13 protein-coding genes and 1 pseudogene are annotated in these 15,070 nt (G+C 71.3%); 5 read left to right on the plus strand and 9 right to left on the minus strand.

Annotated features, from left to right (window positions below):
• Nucleotides 1–86: 86 nt before the first annotated feature.
• The 4 genes from G412_RS37895 to G412_RS39030 all read left to right on the plus strand — a co-directional run bounded on the left by G412_RS37895 (nucleotide 87) and on the right by G412_RS39030 (nucleotide 2,884).
• Complete coding sequence (locus G412_RS37895; protein WP_078606902.1) at nucleotides 87–263, plus strand: CsbD family protein; 177 nt, start codon at nucleotides 87–89, stop codon at nucleotides 261–263.
• Nucleotides 264–350: 87 nt separating this feature from the next.
• Nucleotides 351–1,019 (plus strand): HAD family hydrolase, encoded by a 669-nt coding sequence (locus tag G412_RS0110690; RefSeq protein ID WP_028812095.1) that lies wholly within the window; start codon nucleotides 351–353, stop codon nucleotides 1,017–1,019.
• A gap of 72 nt (nucleotides 1,020–1,091) precedes the next feature.
• Nucleotides 1,092–2,291, plus strand: coding sequence for an FUSC family protein (locus G412_RS33920; protein ID WP_244282911.1), 1,200 nt, complete (start codon nucleotides 1,092–1,094; stop codon nucleotides 2,289–2,291).
• Nucleotides 2,292–2,434: 143 nt separating this feature from the next.
• Nucleotides 2,435–2,884, plus strand: a complete 450-nt coding sequence (locus G412_RS39030; RefSeq protein WP_208857856.1) for an ATP-binding protein — start codon at nucleotides 2,435–2,437, stop codon at nucleotides 2,882–2,884.
• 13 nt (nucleotides 2,885–2,897) lie between these two features.
• Here G412_RS39030 and G412_RS33925 read toward each other — a convergent pair.
• The 5 genes and pseudogenes from G412_RS33925 to G412_RS0110720 all read right to left on the minus strand — a co-directional run.
• Nucleotides 2,898–3,770 (minus strand): annotated as a pseudogene (locus tag G412_RS33925) (SigB/SigF/SigG family RNA polymerase sigma factor); the annotation flags it as partial.
• Nucleotides 3,771–3,891: 121 nt separating this feature from the next.
• On the minus strand, nucleotides 3,892–4,929 hold the full coding sequence (locus G412_RS0110705) for an NAD-dependent epimerase/dehydratase family protein (RefSeq protein WP_028812096.1): 1,038 nt from the start codon (nucleotides 4,927–4,929) through the stop codon (nucleotides 3,892–3,894).
• Between the two features lie 160 nt (nucleotides 4,930–5,089).
• Nucleotides 5,090–5,431 carry a hypothetical protein gene (locus G412_RS0110710; RefSeq protein WP_028812097.1) on the minus strand — a complete coding sequence of 114 codons (342 nt, stop codon included), beginning with the start codon at nucleotides 5,429–5,431 and terminating at the stop codon, nucleotides 5,090–5,092.
• 33 nt (nucleotides 5,432–5,464) lie between these two features.
• Complete coding sequence (ctaD, locus tag G412_RS0110715; protein ID WP_028812098.1) at nucleotides 5,465–7,195, minus strand: aa3-type cytochrome oxidase subunit I; 1,731 nt, start codon at nucleotides 7,193–7,195, stop codon at nucleotides 5,465–5,467.
• A 112-nt stretch (nucleotides 7,196–7,307) separates the two neighbouring features.
• Nucleotides 7,308–8,489 carry a DUF6777 domain-containing protein gene (locus G412_RS0110720; RefSeq protein ID WP_078606904.1) on the minus strand — a complete coding sequence of 394 codons (1,182 nt, stop codon included), beginning with the start codon at nucleotides 8,487–8,489 and terminating at the stop codon, nucleotides 7,308–7,310.
• A gap of 154 nt (nucleotides 8,490–8,643) precedes the next feature.
• Between G412_RS0110720 and G412_RS0110725 the strand changes: the two genes are divergently transcribed.
• Nucleotides 8,644–9,939 (plus strand): streptophobe family protein, encoded by a 1,296-nt coding sequence (locus G412_RS0110725; protein WP_028812100.1) that lies wholly within the window; start codon nucleotides 8,644–8,646, stop codon nucleotides 9,937–9,939.
• A 14-nt stretch (nucleotides 9,940–9,953) separates the two neighbouring features.
• On the opposite strand, the gene G412_RS0110730 is transcribed toward G412_RS0110725, so the two are convergent.
• From G412_RS0110730 to G412_RS0110745, 4 genes are all read right to left on the minus strand, one after another.
• Nucleotides 9,954–10,964, minus strand: coding sequence for a serine/threonine-protein kinase (locus G412_RS0110730; protein ID WP_028812101.1), 1,011 nt, complete (start codon nucleotides 10,962–10,964; stop codon nucleotides 9,954–9,956).
• Nucleotides 10,964–12,013, minus strand: coding sequence for a hypothetical protein (locus G412_RS41715; RefSeq protein WP_425274461.1), 1,050 nt, complete (start codon nucleotides 12,011–12,013; stop codon nucleotides 10,964–10,966). The genes G412_RS0110730 and G412_RS41715 overlap by 1 nt, the downstream gene beginning before the upstream one ends.
• A 12-nt stretch (nucleotides 12,014–12,025) precedes the next feature.
• The gene (locus G412_RS0110740; RefSeq protein ID WP_028812102.1) at nucleotides 12,026–14,374 is read right to left on the minus strand and encodes an FHA domain-containing protein; all 2,349 of its coding nucleotides are present in this window, start codon (nucleotides 14,372–14,374) and stop codon (nucleotides 12,026–12,028) included.
• A gap of 135 nt (nucleotides 14,375–14,509) precedes the next feature.
• The gene (locus G412_RS0110745) at nucleotides 14,510–14,989 is read right to left on the minus strand and encodes an SPW repeat protein (protein WP_028812103.1); all 480 of its coding nucleotides are present in this window, start codon (nucleotides 14,987–14,989) and stop codon (nucleotides 14,510–14,512) included.
• Nucleotides 14,990–15,070 lie beyond the last annotated feature (81 nt).

The following is a 15,070-nucleotide window of genomic DNA, read 5'->3' on the forward strand; positions in this document are numbered from 1 at the left end:
ACGCTCCCGGATTGCAGGCACGGGGTGACCGGCGCAAGGTGGACGAGCCAGGTCAGTCACCTCTGATCGCTGTGGAAGGAACCCTCGTGAGCAAGGCAAAAGCGAAGGCGAAGCAGGTCAAGGGCAAGATGAAGGAAGCCGCGGGCAAGACCGCCGACGACCGGTCCATGCAGGCGGAAGGCCGCGGCGACCAGCTGCGGGGCAAGGCCCAGGAAACGGCCGCGAGGGCCGGCGAGCGGGTCAAGAAGTCGCCCAACAAGTAACCCCCGTACCGGACAGGTACGGAAAACGGGCCGCGCGGCCCCAGCCGCGCGGCCCGTTGGTCTGCTCCGTGAGGAAGGAACGGCGACATGGACCGCGCGGCTGTCTTCGACGTCGACGGAACACTGGTCGACACCAACCATCTGCATGTGACGTCCTGGTGGGAGGCGTTCCGCCAGGCCGGACACGACGTCGTGATGCACGACATCCACCGGGCCGTCGGCCTGCCGGGCCACGACCTCATCGCCCATCTGCTCGGAGAAGAACGCGACACCGGCCAGGACGACCGCATCAGCGCCGCCCACAAGACGCTGTACGCGACGTACGCGGACCGGCTGTCCGCCCTGCCCCGGGCCGGCCGGCTGCTGCGCACTCTCGCCGGGCAGGGCTGGACCGTCATCCTCGCCACCTCGGCGAGCGGCGGGGAACTCGACGCGCTGCGCCGTGCCATCGACGCCGACGACGCGATCACCGCCACCGCGAGTTCCGAGGACGTCGACGAGGGCAAGCCGGCTCCCGAGCCGGTCGAGCGGGCACTGGAACTGGCCGGCGTGCCCGCGGACCGCGCGGTGTTCGTCGGCGACACGGTGTGGGACATGGCGGCCGCCACCCGGGCGGGCGTGCTCGCTGTGGCGCTGCGATGCGGCGGCATCCCCCAGCGCGACCTGGAGGAAGCCGGGGCCGCAGCCGTCTACCGGGACCCCGCCGACCTGCTCGCGCGGCTCGACGACAGTCCGGTCGCCCGGCTGCGGGCGTGATTGGACGGCGCTCGTACGGGAACGCGTGCCCCGTCGTAGGCAGGCACGGCTCCGGAGGCGTCAGTGGCAGGCATGGAGAGTGACCACCGGTCGCACACGGGTGGCGCCGCGTTCGGCCGTATGTGGCGGTGGCTGTCCTCGGAGGCGTCGGCCATCGGGCGCTCCGCCCGCCGCGCGGCAGCCGGCCCCGGACCGGAGCGCGACGTGGTCACCCAGTCCCTGAAGGCGGCAGGCGCCGCGGCGGCCGCCTGGGCGCTGGCAGGCTGGTGGTGGAAGGCGCCCATGGCCCTGATGGCCCCCTGGACGGCGGTCGTACTCGTACAGAGCACCGTCTACCGGTCGCTGCGGTCCGGGGTGCAGCAGCTCGCCGTGATCGCCGTGGGCACCGTACTCGCGGCGGGAGCAGCCAATCTGACGGGCAACACCATGGCCGCCATGGCCCTGGTGCTGCCGGTCGCCGTCCTGCTCGGCAACTACGCGCGCTTCGGTGAGCACGGCCTGTACGCACCGACCACCGCACTGTTCGTACTGGCCTACGGGTCCCACTCGGCGCTCGACGTCCTGCACCGGCTGTTCGAGTCGGCCGTCGGCGCGGTCATCGGCATCGCGGTGAACGCGCTGATTCTCCCGCCGGTCCACCTGCGCAGCGTCCGGGACTCGCTGCGCAGACTGCCCGCGCAGAGCGCGGAGCTGCTGCACGCCATTGCCGACGGTCTGCGGGAAGGGTACGGGCGCCAGCAGGCCGAGGCCTGGCACGACCGTGCGCGGCGGCTCACGGGCATCTTGTCGGACCTGCGCGACGCGCGGCTGTGGACCCGCGAGAGCTACCGCCTCAATCCGGGCCGCAGGATGCGCCGTACCGGCCCGGCGCTGCCCCCCGCCGAGTGGGACCAGGCGTGGGAACGGATCGCCGACCCGCTCGTGGCCCTCACCCGCACCCTCGCCAGTACGGTCAGCGACGAGCCCACGCTGAGGCCGCTTCCCGACGCGGCCCTGGCGCACCTCTCGGACCTCCTGCGGGCGGCGGGCGACGTGTGCGCGGCCGATCTGGCTGTCCTCGAAGGCCGGGACCGCAGGGCGCGGGAAGAACGCGGGCTCGCACTGGAGTCCGCCTGGGCCGCCCACGGGCGGCTGAAGCGGCAGCTCCTGGAGCAGGACAGCGAGACGGCCACGTCGCTGGGGGGACTCGTCGCGGAGTCGCAGCAACTCCTGTACGAGCTCGCGCCGGTGGAGAGCGACGCCGGCGCATATGGCGACCGGGACAGTGGGTAAAGCGCCGCTTTTGGGGCACCCGGTGGCCAAAGCCACAAAAGGCCCTCAAAAGAGGCCCTCAAAAGTTTGAGGCCTGAGATTCCGGGGCTTGAGGCCTGATATTCCGGGGCCCTGAGACCTGAACCAAGACGAGGGGGTACGTCATGGTCCTGAGTGACGTCCTCCAGTCGCGCGGGCAGACCCGTCGGCTGACCCTGTGCGGCACCGAGGACGTGGTGGGGCGCTGCCGGGACTTCAGCCGGGAGGCCCTGGCCGACTGGCAGTGGATCCCGGCTGCCGGCGAAGAGGAGCAGGCGGTCGTCGACGATGTGCTGCTGCTCGTGTCCGAGGTGGTCACCAACGCCTGTTTGCACGCCGGTGGGCCTCGGGAGTTCGTACTGAACTGCACAGCCGCCCGGCTGCGCATCGAGGTCACCGACGGCAGCCCGGTGCATCCGTCGCCCCGGCCGTCCGGTGTGGCCGCCCCCGGCGGGCACGGCCTGACCGTGCTGCGGCGCCTTGCCCGGAGCTGGGGCTCTCTGCCGCGGGGAAGCGGCAAGACGGTGTGGGTGGAGGTGGCGGCGCCGCGCGGCTCCCGGCAACGGGGGGCCTAGCGGCCAGGCCGTCGTCCTCCGCCAGGAGCGCCTCGCGCAGCGTCGTCAGGATGCGCGTGAGGAGCCGGGACACCTGCATCTGCGAGATGCCCATCCGCTCGCCGATCTCCCGCTGGGTCAGTTCCTCCACGAACCGCATGGTGAGGATCATCCGGTCCCGCTCCGCAAGGCCGGTCACCAGCGGTTTCAGCGCCACGACGCACTCGACGGTGTCGTACGCGCGGACCTCCTGGCCGAGGCAGCACTGCGCGAAGCCCGCGGGCGCGTCCTCGAAGACCACGTCGAGGGACCGGGCGTTGTAACCGTTCGCGGCCCGCCGGCCCTCCCGGACCTCGGCCTCGTCCACGCCCAGATGGGCCGCCAGCTCGGCCGCTGTCGGCTCCCGGCCCAGACCCTGCTCCAGGATGTCGGACGCCCGGGCGATGTCGATCCGCAGCTCCTGGAGCCGGCGCGGTACGCGGACGTCCCAGCTGTTGTCGCGGAAGAAGCGTTTGATCTCGCCCTCGATCGTCGGCAGCGCGAAGGACGGGAACTCCACCGCGCGCCCGACGTCGAAACGGTCGATGGCCTTGATCAGCCCGATGGTGCCCACCTGGACGACGTCTTCCATGGGCTGGTTCCGGTTGCGAAACCGTGAGGCGGCGTACTTCACCAGGCTGAGGTTGATCTCCACCAAGGTGTTGCGCACGTACGCGTACTCGGGCGTTCCCTCCTTCAGTGACGCCAGGCGCTCGAACAGTGAGTCGGAGAGGGTGCGGGCGTCCAGCGTGCAGAGGGTGCGTGGATCCGGGATGTCCGGAAAACCGGCCAGTCCCGGTGGTCGTGAGCCGGGGGCGGTGGATTCGGATTCGGATTCGGGTTCACGGGTACGCAGTCGGCTGGACATGAGGCTCCTTCGACGCGCTGGGGGAACCGTCGTACGAGCGTCCTGCCGATATCTTACCCAAATGGGCGTTTAGTCGCTTTCTTGCGAGGCGTGTGGCGAGGACCGGGCCTCGCCCGGCCGACTAGCTCACCTTGCGGCCCGCGAGCGGCGCCGTCTGTTCGCCGCTGCCCTTGCGTACGCCGTCCAGGAACTCCCGGATCGCGTCGGTGGACGTACGCAGCGGCTGCCAGTCGAGTTCCCGGTGCGCGCGGGACGAGTCCAGCACGGGCAGCCGCAGCACCGCGTCGAACAGGTGCGGCGACGCGGGGACGAGGTGCGCGGTCCAGGCCGCCGCCAGCGCGGCGCGGACCACTCCCGTGGGCACCCGCACCACCTTCGCCTGCAGCAGGTCCCCCAGAACCCGCGGGTCGACGACGGGATCGGCGGCCAGGTTGAACGCGCCGCTCACCTCGCGCAGCACGGCCTGCCGGTAGGCCTGCGCGGCGTCGTCGGTGTGCAGGGCCTGCAGGACGAGTCCCTTCAGGTCCGGCACCCAGGGCAGCAGGTCCGGCCGTACCAGCGGGCCGGGCAGGAACCGTCCGGCGAAGATGCGCCGCTGCTCGCTCGCCGACGTCTCCTTGAACAGGAACGCCGGACGCATGCGTACGACGCGGACGTGCGGGTGCTCGTACTCGAAGGTGTCCAGCACCCGTTCGAGGTAGGCCTTCTCGCGGCAGTACGCGGCGTCCGGCCAGCCGTGGGTGGGCCAGGACTCGTCGACGCCGGGGGCCTCCTTGGGGCCCGGCGAGTACGCGCCGACCGACGAGGCGTGGACGAGTGCGGGCACTCCGGCGACCGCGACCGCCTTGAAGACCCTGAGGGAGCCGAGGACGTTCGTCTGCCAGGTGACCACCGGGTCGTGGGTCGGCTGGAAGCGCCAGGCGAGGTGGACCACGGCGTCGGCGCCGGCGAAGTAACCGGCGAGCCCGTCACCGTTCTCCTCCTCGCCCAGGTCCACAGCGGCCCATTCGGTCCGCGGGAAGGTCAGGTCGGGGACCCTGCGCGCGAGGCCGAGGACGGAGCCGACCTGTGGATCCTCCGAGAGTGCGCGCACCACACTCGTGCCGACGTTTCCGGTGGCGCCCGTGACGACCACCCGCAGCCCTGTTGTCTCGTTCATGAGGCACTCCGTGACCTTGCTCGTCGTTGCCGTGCTCCCGAACCAGGCGGACCTCCTTCGGGTCCCCAGAACAGAACGGGTGAAACGGACGGCCCGGCAGCCCTGCTCACGTACCCTCGCGCCACCGCCGGTCCTCACCAACGCGCGGCCGGGCGGGGTGTTACCGGACGAGCAGAGTGAGCGCGGCGCACGCCCCGCTCGCCGCGCCGGCGCACACGACGGCCACCGCCACGCAACGCGCCCTGAGCTGCCGGTAGCGCTCGGTGTACTCCCCGCGCAGTGTTGTGGCGCGGGCCGACACGCGCACCAGCATGGCGCGCGAGGCGGCGAGCCGCTCGGCCGTGTAGACGCGCTCCACGTCCTCGCGCTGCGCGGTGGTCAGCCACGGCAGCTGCTCGGTGAACCGGCCGGCATGGCGGCGCGCATCCGCCACCTCGGCACTCCACAGGAGATAGCCCTCCAACTGGGCCAGACCGCGGTCGCTCTCCATCTCGGGCTCCACGCTCGCTCCTCCCTGCCCATTCCGGGCGGTGTCCTACTGCTTGTCTCCCGGAGCCACCGTCGCGGAAGCGTCGGGGCGGTTGTGCGCCTGGTCGAGGGCGGCGATCAGCGGGTGGTGCAGGTCGAAGGCGGGGGACTCGGAACGGATCCGGGGGAGGGTGACGAAATTGTGGCGGGGCGGCGGGCAGGAGGTGGCCCACTCCAGTGAGCGGCCGTAACCCCAGGGGTCGTCGACCTTCACCGGCTCGCCGTACTTCGCGGTCTTCCAGACGTTGTAGAAGAACGGAAGCAGCGACATGCCCAGCAGGAACGAGCTGATCGACGAGACCGTGTTCAGTGCGGTGAAGCCGTCGGCGGCTAGGTAGTCGGCGTACCGGCGCGGCATGCCCTCGGCGCCGAGCCAGTGCTGCACCAGGAACGTGCCGTGGAAGCCCACGAACAGCGTCCAGAAGGTGATCTTGCCAAGCCGCTCGTCCAGCAGCTTGCCGGTGAACTTCGGCCACCAGAAGTGGAAGCCCGCGAACATCGCGAAGACCACGGTGCCGAACACGACGTAGTGGAAGTGCGCGACGACGAAGTACGTGTCGGTAACATGGAAGTCCAGCGGCGGCGAGGCCAGGATGATGCCGGTCAGACCGCCGAAGAGGAACGTGACCAGGAAGCCGGTCGCCCACAGCATCGGCGTCTCGAAACTGAGCGAGCCCTTCCACATCGTGCCGATCCAGTTGAAGAACTTCACCCCGGTCGGCACGGCGATCAGGAACGTCATGAACGAGAAGAACGGCAACAGCACGGCGCCGGTCGGGAACATGTGGTGCGCCCACACGGTCGCCGAGAGACCGGCGATCGCGATCGTCGCGCCCACCAGACCGATGTAACCGAAGATCGGCTTGCGGCTGAAGACTGGGATGATCTCGGTGACGATGCCGAAGAACGGCAGCGCGATGATGTACACCTCCGGGTGCCCGAAGAACCAGAACAGGTGCTGCCACAGCAGCGATCCGCCGTTGGCCGGGGAAAAGATCTGCGCACCGAACTTGCGGTCCGCCTCCAGGGCGAGGAGCGCCGCCGCGAGCACCGGGAAGGCGAGCAGCACCAGTACCGCGGTCAGCAGGATGTTCCAGGTGAAGATCGGCATCCGGAACATCGTCATGCCGGGTGCGCGCATGCAGATGATCGTGGTGATGAAGTTGACAGAGCCGAGGATCGTGCCGAAGCCGGAGAAGGCCAGACCCATGATCCACATGTCGGCGCCGACACCCGGCGTATGAACCGCGTCGTTCAGCGGGGAGTAGGCGAACCAGCCGAAGTCCGGCGTGCCGTCCGGAGTGAGCAGACCCCCCACCGCGATGGTCGAGCCGAAGAGGTACAGCCAGTACGCGAACATGTTCAGCCGCGGGAACGCCACGTCGGGCGCGCCGATCTGCAGCGGCATGATCCAGTTGGCGAATCCGGCGAACAGCGGCGTCGCGAACATCAGCAGCATGATCGTGCCGTGCATCGTGAACGCCTGGTTGAACTGTTCGTTCGAAATGATCTGAATGCCCGGCCGGGCGAGCTCGGCGCGCATGAAGAGCGCCATCACGCCGCCGATGACGAAGAACATGAACGACGTGGTCAGGTAGAGCGAACCGATCGTCTTGTGGTCGGTGGTGGTCAGCCACTTGATGACGACGCTGCCCCGCCGGTGAGGGTGGACCGGAAGCTCGTCCTCGTAGCTCTCCGGTTCCGGTCCGGCCGATCCTGCGGTGTTCATCGTCGTCATTACGACGTTCCTCCGGTTGAAATTCGCGTGTGGCGGCCCGCCGGCCCCCTGCCCGGCAGCAAACCAGTCGCGCGACGCCGATGCGCGCCCAGAGGCTGATGCGACGTCAACTTCACCCGTTCGGCGGGTCGGAGACCGGAGTGTCGGGAGCGGGCGGCAGCGGCGTCACCGGGGACGCCGGCGCGGGGGAGTCCGGGGCCGGGGACTCAGGGTCGGTCTCGGGCGACGCCGGCTCCGAGGCGGGGGACTCCGGCAACGGCGATTCGGGCGACGCCGGCGTCAACGGCGACTCGTCCGGGGACCGCGGTGGGGAAGTCGTGTCCGTCGTGGTGGGCGGCGTGGTCTGCTCGTCGCCGTCGCCCGTGTCGCCCCTGTCGCGGGTGAACCAGTCCTCGTTCTCCGGGTCGTACACGATGAATTCCTTCACCGGCTTGTCCGCGGGCGCCACCGTCACCACGTCCGTGGGCCGGTACCCGGGCCACGATGTGCCCGCCCGCTTGGGCGTGCCCTGGATGGCGACCGGCGGGCGCAGCGGATTGCCGCACGCACAGCGCACCCGCGGTACGCCCCGGTCGTCGACGAGGACCGCGGTGCCGGCCTGCAGTACGGCCTGGTAGGGCGTGGGAGCGCCGTTGCGGTAGCCGTGGTTGGTGACCCGGGTGTCCATCCGGAGCTGCACGGGTGTCAGCGACCGCAGATACGCGGGTACGCCGGTGGGATCGACGTCCAGGACGGAGGCGAACGCCGCGTTCTTGTCCTGCTGGGAGGTGAGCGCGGAGATCTGCTTCTCCACGTTGCAACTGGCGACGTTCCGGGTCCCGCCGTACAGACCCGGGGCCGAACCGTCCACCGCACGGGTGACGTTGGTCCGGGTCGGGGACACACCCGGCTGCACGCCCGGCGGTGTGGTCGGTGACGCCGTCGCCGCGGAGGTGTTCCGCGCCGTCGACTCGGTGTACGGATCGGGCCCGGACGAGGCGGCGGGCTCCAGGAACACCTCGCCGCTCGCGACCTGACCGCCGTCCGGGCGGGTGAGGACGACGGTCAGCACCACCGCGACCACAATGGCGGCCGCGATGGCCGCGATCCGCGGCACGGACCGCCACCAGGGGCGGCCGGGGCCTCCGGGTCCGCCCGCGTCACCGGGACCGCCCGTACCGCCGTCGCCCGGAGGGCCGGACGGCGGGCCGGAAGGCGTGCCGGGCGGGGGTGGTGCGCCCGGTCGCGAAGGACCGGAGAGCGGGCCGGAGGGGGGCCCTTTGGGGCGGTCGGACGACGGCGGCTGGGCACTCACTGGCGGTTCTCCCCCACGTAGGGATCGGTCGCGATGCGTGAACTTCTTCCCACCCTGCGTGCTTGTCGCGCGCTTCGCACCCGTACGGCCCGCAAGCTGACGCGGTCGGCCCCCTCCAGCGGCGGAGTGCCCGGCGTGTGCTTAGCGTGGCAGCGTGAGCCAGCAGGAGTTCAGCGACCACAGCCGCGCCACCAGCGCCGCACACGTCTGGCGTGACGCCCTCGTGGCGGTGCTCGCCGGCCTGGCGGCCATGGCCGCTACGGCGGCCCTCGGCCTGTGGGCCGCGGGCGCGGCCGACCTGCCGGGAGGCGCTTTCCCGCGCGTCGTCGCGGCCGTCGTCGTGATGGCGGCCGGCGGCTCCGTCGACATCTCCGGCGACGCGGGAGCCTTCGCGGAAACACGGGCCGATCTGTCGGTGCTGCCGCTCTCCGTGAGCCTCGCCGGGGCTCTGGTGATCGCCACGCTCTTCCTGCGGCCGCTGCGGCACCGGGCCGTCGCCAGTACGCGCGAACTCGCCGGGCGGGCCGCGTGGCTCGCGGCCGTGTGGGTACTGGCGCTCCTCGTCCTCTCGCTCCTCGCGCGGCACACCTTCAGCATCCCGCTGCAGGACCCGACGGGCGGCCTCCTCGAGGACGTGATCGCCGACGCCGCACCGGAGGTCGGGTTCCGGACCGACATCCCCGTCACCCTGCTCTTCGGACTGCTCTGGCTGGCGGGCCTCCTCGTCCTCGCCCTCCTGGTGTCGCGCAGAGCCCCGCTCCCCGCCCGCCTCGTGCGCTTCCAGGAGCCCGTACGCCCGGCCGCCTTCGCCATGGTCGTGCTGCTGCTCTCGTACGTCGTCCTGGGCCTGATCCTCGCGCTCGTCGTCGTGGTGACGCACGGCCACCGGGCCGAGACGTTCGCCGTGATCCTGCTCGGACTGCCGAACCTCGCCTGGCTCGCCCTCACGCTGGGTCTCGGCGGGTCCTGGGAGGGGAAGGTGGACGGGCCCTTCGGGCTGCCGATGCCGCGGGTTCTGGACGAGGTACTCCGTACGCCGGACATCTCCACCCTCAATCTCGGCACGCTCACCGAGCACGACGGACGGGCGTGGTGGCTGCTGGTCGCCGCCGTGGTCCTGGTGCCGGCCGCCGCGTTCCTGATGGCCGTCCGCTCACCCGCACGGACGAGGCCCTGGCAGCACGCCGTACACATGGCCGTCGCCCTGGCCCTGACGGTGCTGATGATCTGCCTGGTCGCGCGCCTCTCCGCGCATTACGGCCTGTCGCTGCTGGGCATCGGCGAGCTTCTGGACCTGGGGGGCGGTCTCGGCGGGGAGGTCTCGCTGCGGCCGCGCCTGTGGACGACGCTCGGCCTGGCCGTGCTGTGGGGGCTGGTGGCCGGCTTCCTCGGCAGTCTGGCGGCGGCACGGGTCCGCCGGCGGGGCGAGGTCGCGACAGAGGCTTCCTGACGCCGCGGGCCCGGCTACTCGCCGTACCCCTCGGGAAAGACCGGCAGGGCCCAGCGCGGCGGCGGGGGCGGGGCTTCGGCGGCGGCGGACCGCCTGCCGGCGTACTGGTCCGCGCGGGTGGACGGACGGCCCTCGGGTCCGATGCCGGCCGCCGCGGCGCGCAGCGCGGCCACGAACTGCAGGCAGGAGCCGTACCGGTCGTCCGGGCTCTTGGCGAGCGCCTTCGCCAGTACGCCGTCGACAGCGGCCGGGAGGTCCGGACGCTGCCCGGTCAGGGGTGGCGGCGGGTCGAACTGATGGGCCCACAGCAGCGCCATGTCGTCGTCGCGCTGGAAAGGCGGTGTCCCGGCCATCGTTTCGTGGACGACGCAGGCGAGGCTGTAGACATCGCATCTGCCGTCCACCGGGCGTCCCGAAATCTGCTCCGGCGCCACGTAGTCGAGCGTGCCGACGAACTGGCCGACGGTGGTGAAACCGGTCAGCGACAGCGACTTCTTCGTCAGGCCGAAGTCCGTGAGATACACGTGTTCCGGGTGGTCGCTGTCCGTGCCCTCCGCGACCAGGATGTTGCCGGGTTTCACATCCCGGTGCACGAGGTCGTGGGCGTGGGCGGCGTCGAGCGCGGACGCCACCTGGGCGGCGATCCGCGACGCCGTCCCGATCGGCAGCGGGCCCTGGCGGTCGAGCAGAGCACGGAGGTCCTGACCGGCGACGAACCGCATGGCGATGTAGAGGACGCCCTCGGTCTCGCCGGCCTCGAAGACCGGCACGATGTGCGGATGGTCGATCGCGGCGGCCACCCGCGACTCGTGGGTGAACCGCCGGCGGAAGGTGTCGTTGCGCGCGAGTTCGGGCGCGAGCAGCTTCAGGGCGACCGTACGGTCCAGGCGCAGGTCCTTGGCACGGTAGACGACGGCCATGCCGCCGCGGCCGATTTCGCTCTCCACGAGGTAGCCGGCGATCTGCGTTCCGAGCAGTTCGGACGGCCTTCCGGCCAGGCCGGACTGGTGGGGGGCGCGTGCCATTACCCGTCACCGGGCCGGGTGGGCGGATGCGGGGCGGGCGCGTCGCCGGGCGGCTTCACGACCCGCGTGGCCTCGCGGCCACGGCTGTCGCCGTCGCCCCCGGCATCGTCCGGCGGCCCCGCTCCGCCGCCGGTAACCCGCGTGGGCTCCGGCTGGGCGGCGCTGCTGCTGCCGGGCGAGCGGTTCGGGCCGGTGGTGGGGCCGGTCGGCGGGTTGAGTTCGGACGCTCGCCCGTCGCCCGCCTGCCCGTTACCGGGGTCGACGATTCGCGTGGGCTCTGGCGGGGCCGGATCCGGGGCCCGGCTGTCGCCGGGCCGACCCTCGGGGCCGGCCGTCGGCGGGGCGGCGGCACGCGTGGGGTTCGGTGGTGACGGGCGGGCGTCGTTGGGGGTGGCGGGGGTGACCACTTGGGTCGGTTCCGGGGGTGGGGTGGTGGTGCGGTTGGGGTTCGGTGGTGACGGGCGGGGGTCGTCGGGGGTGGCGGGGGTGACCACTTGGGTTGGTTCGGGGGGGCGTGCGGTGACCTCGGTGGGTTCGCGGGGCGGTGGGTCGCTGTCGCTGTTGGCGGGGGACGACGGGGCTGCGTACGTAATGAGGTGTGTGCCGTCGCAGTACACCCACCGCTCGTGCTCCGCGTCGTACAGCCACACCGATTCGCCGTCGACCACCATCCCCACGCGCAGCCCGCGCGTGCGGCGGCGGAAGCCCTCGCCGTCCGTGCGGCCCGCGGTCAGGTCCTCCGCCGCTCGCCGGTACTGGCTCACGGACTCCTCGACGCGGGCCAGCAGCGGCCGCGGGTCCGCCGTACGGGCCATCGGCTGCCCCGCCGCCGGGGGCTCCTGCGGTACGGACACGAGCAGGCGGCCGTCCACCCAGGCCGACCAGCCGTTGGCACACAGGATCTGCCCCCACTCCCCCCGCCGGCCGATCAGCTGCACGGGAAGCAGCGGGTCGAGCGGTTCCGTGGGCCGGGACACGTCCGGCTCCTCCCAGGCGGCGAGCCCGTCCCGTGGGACGACATGCGTGGGGCGGAAGTCGGCAGTCGTCATGGCGCCCCGTTCCTACTTCCGCATGACGGCGGGTTCGTGCCGCCGGAGCAGCTTCGCGACGAAGTACCCGAAGACGGCGCAGAGCACCACCATCATCCCCATGTTGAGCAGCCACACCCCCGCCGAGTGCCCGAACAGCGGATCCGCCGTCAGCTCGCCGGGAACGATGCTGCCAAGACCGATGGTCCCGGCCATCGCGCCCAGCGCCCACCGCGACGGGACCAGCCACGCCAGCTGCTCGACCCCGGCGACCCCGTCCAGCTTCAGCAGCGCGCCGCAGAACACGACCTGGACGATGGCGAGGAGGACCAGCAGCGGCATGGTGACCTCCTCCTTGCGCACCAGCGCCGACACCAGCAGACCCAGCATCATCGCCGTGAACGACAGCATGGCGACGGCCACGGTGATCTCCGCCAGTGGCGGCATGAGTACCCCTTCGCCGCCCGGCGCGCTGAGATCGACGCCGACCAGGGCGACCAGCGTCAGGACGACGGCCTGAAGGACCGTGATGGTGCCCAGCACGACCACCTTGGACATCAGGTACGCCGATCTGGACAGGCCGACGGCACGTTCCCGCTGGTAGATCACCCGTTCCTTGACCAGCTCGCGCACCGCGTTGGCGGCGCCGGTCAGCACCCCGCCCACGCAGAGGATGAGCAGCGCGTTCATCGCGGTGTCCTGCGTCAGCTTCGAGCCGGCCAGGGCCCGTGCCATCGCTCCCATGACGAACGGCAGGGCGATCATGATCGCCAGGAAGGTCCGGTCGGCGCTCAGCGCGGCGGCGTACCGCCGTATCAGCGTCCGCAACTGCGCGCCCCGGCTGCGGGGCCGCGGCGGCGGCGCGACGACGGCCGGGGCGGGGGCCCGCGGCAGGTGCGGCTGCGTGCTGGCGTTCGCGATGTACTGCTGGCGGAACGGGGACTGGCGGTACTGCCCCGCCCAGTCGCGGTCGCGGTCGTTCTCGAAGGCCTCGAACGCCTCCGGCCACTGCTCGAACCCGAAGAAGGCGAGCGCGTCCTCCGGCGGCCCGTAGTAGGCGATCTTGCCGCCCGGGGCGAGCATCAGCAGCCGGTCGCACACGTCGAGGCTGAGCACGCTGTGCGTGACGACGACGACCGTGCGGCCGTCGTCGGCGAGGCCGCGCAGCATGTGCATGACCGAGCGGTCCATGCCGGGGTCGAGCCCGGAGGTCGGCTCGTCGAGGAAGAGGAGCGACGGCTTCGTGAGCAGCTCCAGCGCCACGCTGACCCGCTTGCGCTGGCCGCCGGAGAGGCTGTGGATCGGCTGGGAGGCCCGCTGCTCAAGACCCAGCTCACGGATGACTTCCGCGACCCGCGCCCGCCGTTCGCTCTTCGCGGTGTCCTCGGGGAAGCGGAGCTCGGCGGCGTAGCCGAGGGCCCGTCGCACGGTCAACTGGGAGTGCAGGATGTCGTCCTGCGGTACGAGGCCGATGCGCTGGCGCAGCTCGGCGTAGTCCCGGTACAGGTCACGGCCGTCGTACAGGACCGTGCCCCGGTCGGCGGGGCGCAGCCCGGTCAGCGCGTTGAGGAGGGTGGACTTGCCGGATCCGCTCGGCCCCACCACCGCGAGCAGGCACTTCTCACCGACGGGGAACGACACGTCGTCGAGGAGTGTCTTGCGGCCCTTGTCGACCGTGACCGCCAGGTCTTGCACGTCCAGCGAGACCTCGCCGGTGTCGACGAACTCCTGCAGCGTGTCGCCGACCAGGCAGAACGCGGAGTGTCCGATGCCGACGATGTCACCGGGGGAGACCTCGGCGACGGTGACGGGCAGGCCGTTGAGGAAGGTGCCGTTGTGACTGCCGAGGTCGGCGATCTCGTACGTACCGTCGGGACGCGCCCGCAGCTCGGCGTGCCTGCGCGAGACGACCAGATCGTCGACGACGAGGTCGTTGTCGGCGGCCCGGCCGATGCGTACGGTACGGGCCGGCAGCGGCCGTACGGTGGTCGGCTGCCGGAAGGTGCCGGTCGCGGACGGCATGGAGACGGCGGACGGGCGTTCCGGCGCGGAGGGCGGGGTGTCATGTCCCAGGAGAACCGCGCGTGGCCCGTCGGCCGGGCTGCCGAAGCGGATGACGCTGCCGGGGCCGACGTCCCACTCGTGGATCCGCCTGCCTTCGGCGTACGTGCCATTGGTGCTGTGCTCGTCCTCCAGCGTCCAGTGGTCCGCCTCCGGGCGCAGCACCGCGTGATGCCATGACACGCGGGCGTCATCGATGACGATGTCACTCAGAGGGTCGCGCCCGACGTGGTAGTCCCTGCTCGGACTGATCAGCGTCGAGCCTGCCTCGGTTTCGAGGACCAGCTCGGGCGCGGTCGGCGCGACTGGCCGCTGTCCCATGTTCGAATTCTATCCATTGGTCCCGGTTTCCGCCCGGCCGCCGGAGAGCCTTCGTGCCGACCTCGACCCGACGTAGCCCGGGCCCCGGCCGTGCTGCCGGCCGGGGCCCAGGTGGTTGGGGGGCTGCGGGGGGTGTCAGCCCATCGTGCCGACGTCGGTGTTCCGGCGCCCGCGGCCACGGGCGCGGCTACGGCCGGATTCGCTGCCGTGCATGGCCGCCATGGCCAGGCCGAGCAGCAGGGCCACGGCACCGACGATCACATTGCTGACGACGCTGCGCGTGGTGTCGACGTTGCCCGCCACGACCCACGGGGCGACGATCGTCCATGCACCGATGGCGGCGGCGGTCCAGGCCATGGCGTGGGTCCGCTCGTACGCCGAGCTGAACCCGCCCATGCACAGGGCGTAGGCAATACCGGTGATCAGGTTGCACACGGCCAGGGTGGTCAGGCCGTTGAACCCGGCTATCCACGGCGACGCCGCGAGGTACACACCCGTGAGGAGGGCCAGTGTCTCGATCGCCTGGGCGCGGGGAGTGGTGGTCGCCCGCTCGAACCGGGACCGCATCTCGGCGACGTCGGGGTGTTGCTCGATGCTGCTGGGGTGAGTGGTCATGACAGGCTGCCTCCACGTAGAAAGCCCTTATCTGCCCTTTACGTCATCATTAACGCTCAATCGCCCATTTTGGTCAACGGG

The sequence above is a fragment of the Streptomyces flavidovirens DSM 40150 genome (assembly GCF_000429085.1).
Taxonomy (GTDB): domain Bacteria; phylum Actinomycetota; class Actinomycetes; order Streptomycetales; family Streptomycetaceae; genus Streptomyces; species Streptomyces flavidovirens.